The 6,285-nt window shown below is 43.1% G+C and carries 3 protein-coding genes; all 3 read left to right on the top strand.

Annotation, left to right across the window (positions count from 1 at the left end):
- Positions 1-505: 505 nt before the first annotated feature.
- Entirely contained in the window at positions 506-3,199 is a 2,694-nt protein-coding gene (locus QZZ43_RS06880) for an Ig-like domain-containing protein (RefSeq protein WP_291857353.1), read from the top strand.
- Positions 3,200-3,220: 21 nt separating this feature from the next.
- Complete coding sequence (locus tag QZZ43_RS06875) at positions 3,221-3,427, top strand: hypothetical protein (RefSeq protein ID WP_291857351.1); 207 nt, start codon at positions 3,221-3,223, stop codon at positions 3,425-3,427.
- Between the two features lie 1,467 nt (positions 3,428-4,894).
- Entirely contained in the window at positions 4,895-5,887 is a 993-nt protein-coding gene (locus tag QZZ43_RS06870; RefSeq protein ID WP_291857349.1) for a glycosyltransferase, read from the top strand.
- Positions 5,888-6,285: the final 398 nt, after the last annotated feature.

The raw sequence follows: 6,285 nt of genomic DNA, 5'->3' as shown, positions 1-6,285 counted from the left end.
CTAAGAGCTAACAGCCAAGAGCCAACTATGGCATATAAGGGTTAAGGAGGTTCTCAGTGCCTCTCTGTGGTTAAACCCCTCAAAAAAATAAATCTGTCACCCCGGCCGGGGCTATTTCTTTTTTTATTACAAACATTCGTTCTACCATACTGTCGCCCCGCTGGGGCTGATTCATCATGAAAAGAAGAACCAAAACAATATCCGTCTTCACTTAAGCATTGAAAAATACCTGGAAATGTCTAAAGCTATACCATTTCATTCCAACTGCCCTACGTCCCATACTCCATGGTGTTCTTTCCACTCAACAGCTCCCCCATCTTCCTCTTCCCTTTCATCAACACTTTCTGCCCGTTCATCAACTAACACCCTCATTACCGTACCTTTTGCTATGGCTGTCGCGTACAAAAAGTTAATTTTACCGCGTTACTATTATCCTGAACGGAACAAAGAAACATAATAGAAAACGCTTTTGAACATGGTTACACACAGGGTTAAAGCAATGATTATGAAAACACTTTTACTTAAAATTGGGTTAGTTGGGGGAATGATATTAATTTCAAGCAACATGCTGGCGCAACCCGTTGTTACTAATTACGATCCTTCTCCTGGAGAGCCCGGGATTCCTGTGGAGAAAATATTAACTTTAACGTTTAATGTTTCATTAAAGGAAAACCCTTTAACTTCATATTTTTGGCCAAATAATCCTCCAGCTTTAAGGATTATTAATGACCAAAATCAACCAGTTGAACAATATATTTCTGTAGGAGGAAATTTTTACAATGTTTTTAATAACATTGCAACAAACATATATATCAACAACAATCAACTAGTACTTTCTCCCATAAATGCATTGGACCCAAATACTACTTATTATATCTTAATTGAACCTGGATTCGTTTACGCCCAAAATGACAATACCAACTCAGAGCCATTCTCCGGCATTTCCAATCCCAATACCTGGACCTTCACCACATCAGCAGGCGCCCCTTCATGGACATCCACCTATCCAATAATGACCGACCAAACCACTTCATTAGTCAATCTGGAGATGGAAATAGACCAGAATGGTTCTTATTTTTATGTCATTACCAACTCATTAACGCAGCCAACACCGGCAAATATTGAGGCTGGGCTGAATGAAAGCGGTACTGCAGCCGAACTGGCAAACAGCGGTTCCCTTACAGCAAATACTACAGTAACCCCATCAATAGATATTTCCAGTCTTGATAAAGAGGCCATTTACTATTTACATATTGTTGCTACCAACGGAGGTGAATATACAAGTATAAAATCTTTTGATATTGATTTGACTTCACCGGTTTTAAGTTCACTGCAACCCGCAGATGGAGCAATCAACAGACCCACTGACACAAATATTACGCTTACATTTTCTGAAAAAATCTTTGCTTCAAACCATACAGAAATAACCACTCTGAATATTGGCAACTACATCAAAGTCGCTGATGGTCCTTCATCTTATATTGATTACACTGCAACATTCAGCAACAATGACAGAACCATTACACTTGAACCAGATGTACCATTGGATTATAGTACCACTTATACCATCAATTTTCCTTCAACATTCGAAGACGAACATGAAAACGAACAATTATCTGCGATAGCCTCCAGAACATTCACCACCAAGGAAGCCGATCTTTTTGTATGGAAAGGAGCCGACTCCTCCTGGAATACAGCAACCAACTGGGATGAAGGAACCATTCCTGGAACAGGACAAAATATTTACATCATGGCCGGACAAGGGGCCGACCCTGTAATCTCTACCGAAACGGTTTCGTTGAATAATCTTACCATTGAAGCAGGAGCATCCCTGACCCAGACTGGAGGAAGTTTAACAATCACCGGTTTGTTTACACTGGAATCAAACGTGGATGCCAATGCTTCCTTTTTACCTTTAGGAGGCACATTGGATGTTTCTACAGCAACCACCCAGTTTCACCAACACATTGCAGCCAACAACCGAAACTACAACTTTGGGGTGTCCGCGGTTGCCACCACCAAAGCATCAGCAGGTATTACCAATTCTTTATTTCAATACAATAACGACGACAATACCTACCTTCAACTTAGCAGTGATGCGATTATGGAACCCGGAACCGGCTATATCTGCCGGAGCGATAATTCATTGATTTTCACCGGAGCCCCTGTTACTTCTGATTTGACCGTCACTGTGCAACGGAACAACAGTGGCGGACTGGGCTGGAATATAATTGCCAACCCTTTTACAGCTACTTCGGACTTCACGCAGTTGATTTTCGAGGAAACAGAAATAGCCAATTCCTTCTGGGTATGGGACAACATCGGAGAAAAATACAATACCTACAACGCTGCCTCTGGAATTGGAATTGGCATTCCTAATGGTCAGTCGGGTATTCCCTCACACCAGGCATTCTGGGTAAAAGTTCTTCCAGGAGTTAGCACTTCGTCCATTACTTTTACAAAAAGTTCTTTGCAGGCAAATAGTTACAGCTATCTTAAATCTGCATCTTCCACATTGTTTCCGACTTTCAAAATGGAAGCTGATTTCAATGGAAATAAAGATGAGATGGCTGTGGTTTTTGCGGATGATGCAACCATTAACCTGGGAGACCGGTATGACACTGAAAAGAAACTGACTTCAAATGTGGAATATTGTCAGATTTATACAGTTTCAGGAACCACCAGTCTTGCCATAAACGGGTTATCCCCATCAGAAACAGAGATTTCTCTGCCATTATATTTCAGCGTTGCGAAAACAGGGCTCGTCACATTCAATATTAAAGACTTCACGCTTCCACCAAATGCACAGGTAATTCTGGAAGACAAAGAGTTGAATGATTTTATTACCCTTAATACTGAAAACGCCTACCAGTTTGAGGTAACCCAAACTGGAACCAACAACACACGTTTTGTTTTACACTTTTCAGGAACCACAGAAGTTGCAACCGACATTAGTGAGTCGAAAGGGAATGCCAATGCAAAAAAAGCCAGGTTTTTCACAAACAATTCTGAAATAATTGCGTATATTGGCCAATTAAACAATCCCAATTACAGATTGTTAGACATCAATGGAAAACTCATTGACAGTGGTAGATTAAATCCCGAATCAGAAAACAGGATTATGGTCTCAAGGAAAGGAATGGTTATCCTGATCGTGGAATCAGAAAAGGAAAAGCTTGAGTTCAAAACTGTTTTCTAAACAAATCGTTGTTTGTTTAGAATGAAACACCCATCAAAAAAGAAAATATATAAACGCCCCGAACTCGTAGAAGTGGAGTTAGATAAAATGATTGTTCTGCAGGTTACGTCAACTCAGCCACCAGATCAACCTTTTGCTACCTCAGAAAGTCCAACCACCACTTCTACCGTAACTACCGAAGAGCCTCTCGAAAAAAACAGTTTTGAGGAGAATCCTTTTCAGCGGTAGGTTAAGTGTGCGAAAATTAATATTGATATTGTCAAATAAACAAAGAAACGACCTCCGAACTGGGGGTCGTTTCTTTGTTTAACCAGATAAGGCATGTAAGGAACACAAAGGGTTTCCGTGCAATAAACCCTGTTGCGAAGCACCCTCTGTGCTCCTCCATGTTCTCTGTGGTTAAACCCTCGTTGCTTGCCCTTTCTTTACCGTTTCCACCTGCCCTTTCAGGGCGATAAAACACGACCTGGACTTTGCGACCCGGGACGGTGCCCCGGGCTAAGGTTGGTTGGGCTTTCAGCCCGCAGTTCTGTTGTTCATCGAATTCTTTGGGGATTGAAGCAAATAAGGTATTTAAGAGTTAAGGGGACTCTCTGTGTTTCTCTGTGTTCTTTGTGGTTAAACCCCATATCTCCCTCAAAAAACAAATCTGTCACCCCTGACGGGGCTCTGTCTTTTTTATTACCAACATTCGTTCTACCATACTTCCGCCCCGCTGGGGCTGATCCATTATGAAAAGGAGAATTAAAACAATATCCGTCTTCTCATATAGGTTGGAAAATACTTGGCAATGTCCGAATCTAAAGTCTCATATGCACAAGCTCTCCGCCCTCTGCTCTCATCTCCATGCTCCATGCCTTAACTGCCGCCCAGCTATAGTAGGATGACAATCTCATAGACCCGAAAAACTCGGTGCTACTCGGTACCCTACTCCGTGCAACTCTGTGCCATACCTCTGTTGCTGAGTTGCTGAGTAACCTACGCGCCCTCCTTTTAATGTGCTACCTGCCCTTTCAGGGCGCAAATAATGACATAAACTTTTTACCCGGGACGGTGCCCCGGGCTAAGGTTAGTTGGGCTTTCAGCCCGCGGTTCTGTTGTCCATCGAATTCATTGGGGATTGAACCCTATAAAGCAAATAATAGTTAAGGAAGTTCTCTGTGCCCCTTTGTGTTCTCTGTGTTCTCTGTGGTGAAACGCCCTTAAAAAACAATTCTGTCAGCCCCCTGGGGCTTTATCTTTTTTATTGCCAACATTCGTTCTACCATACTGCCGCCCCGCTGGGGCTTATCCATTAGGAAAAGCAGAACTTAAAATAATATCCGTTTTAACAGACAGATTGGAAAATTAGGTCATTTCGGGATGGCGTTCCCCCTTCAGGGGGTTAAGGGGTTAACGAAAGTGGATAACCCAAATGGAGTTGTCATTCTGAGCATGCGAAGAATCTTTCACCATTTCAAAGTTCCGAAAAACTCTGTGTTCCTCTGTGGCTCCTCCGTGCAACTCTGTGTAGTAACCCCGTTGCGAAGCAACCCCTGTGCCCCTCTGTGCTCTCTGTATTGAAACCCCGTTGCGAAGCAATTCCTTTTTCTTTAAATGCCTTAAATGGTTGCCTCTCCGATTCGAAGCAACCTTTTTTTCAATATGCCTTAAATGGTTCCCCCAAAATCCATATATTTGAAAAAAACAATCTCCATGCCATTGATATCATTCGTTGTACCCGTATATAACCGCCCTCAGGAAATTGATGAGTTACTGGAGTCTTTCACCCATCAGCATAACAAAGATTTTGAAATCATCATCGTTGAAGACGGCTCTACGCTTAACGCCCAGGATATTGTAGAACACTGGTCGCAACAGTTACCTGTGCATTACCTCTGGCAGGAAAACACCGGCCCCGGGCCGGCACGGAACACCGGAGCTCGCGAAGCAAACGGCGAATGGGTTATTTTTCTGGATTCCGACTGTCTTTTACCCGCTGATTATACCAACATTGTTGCCTCAGCGTTAAACGGGGCATCTTTTGATTGTTTTGGAGGCCCGGACAAAGCCCATGAAGACTTCAATAACACCCAAAAAGCCATCGGACATGTCATGAGTAGTTTCCTAACCACAGGAGGCATACGTGGTGGACGTGAGAAGATGGACAAGTTCTATCCCCGCAGTTTCAACCTGGGGGTACGCATCAAGGTTTTTCTCAAAATCAGGGGTTTTTCTCAAATGCGGTTTGGGGAAGATCTGGATTTCAGCATGCGCCTGATAGAAGCCAGGTATAGAACAACTCTGCTATCTGATGCGTGGGTTTGGCACAAACGCCGAAACAACTTCCACTCGTTTTTTAAACAGGTCTTCAACTCAGGTATTGCCCGCATCAACCTTGAAGCTCGTCATCCGGGCACGACCAGGCCCGTCCATGTGCTACCGGCCCTTTTTACCATTGGCTATCCCCTTGCCATTATACTCTCTTTTTTCGTTCCTTTTTTTCTGTTTTTTGTGGTGGTGCCTCCTTTTGCTTTCTTTGTGGATGCCATCCTTTCAATGAAACAGATTAAACCTGCGTTGCTGGCAGTCCCTGCTTCATTAACACAACTCATGGGCTACGGTATGGGTTTCATGAACGCCTGGCTTAAAAGAAACATATTAAAAAGCAAGGAGTTCCATGCATTTGAGAATAGTTTCTATGATTAGGTAATGTGGGACTTAAAATTGAACCAGATAAAGCATGTAAGAATAAAAAGGGGGAGGGACTCTGTGTTTCTCTGTGGTTTATTTTTTTAACTGCCCTTTCAGGGCGCAAAAAATGACCGGGCCTCTATTTCCCGGGACGGTGCCCCGGGCTTAAGTCAATTGGGCTTTCAGCCCGCTTTTCTATTGTTCACAGTTCCTAAGAATCAATTATCTGTGTCCATCCGTGTCATCTGCGGATTAAACCAGACAAGGCATATAAGAAAAGAAAAAAACTGAAATTAAATAAACTCTGTGTTCCTCTGTGGACCCTCCGTGAAACTCTATGTAACAACCTCGTTGCTAAGGGCCTCTATTTCCCGGGACGGTGCCCCGGGCTTAAGTCAATTGGGCTTTCAGCC

It is taken from the genome of Marinilabilia sp. (genome assembly GCF_016278715.1).
Classification (GTDB): Bacteria; Bacteroidota; Bacteroidia; order Bacteroidales; family Marinilabiliaceae; genus Marinilabilia.
This window is presented reverse-complemented; position numbering and strand designations above follow the sequence as displayed.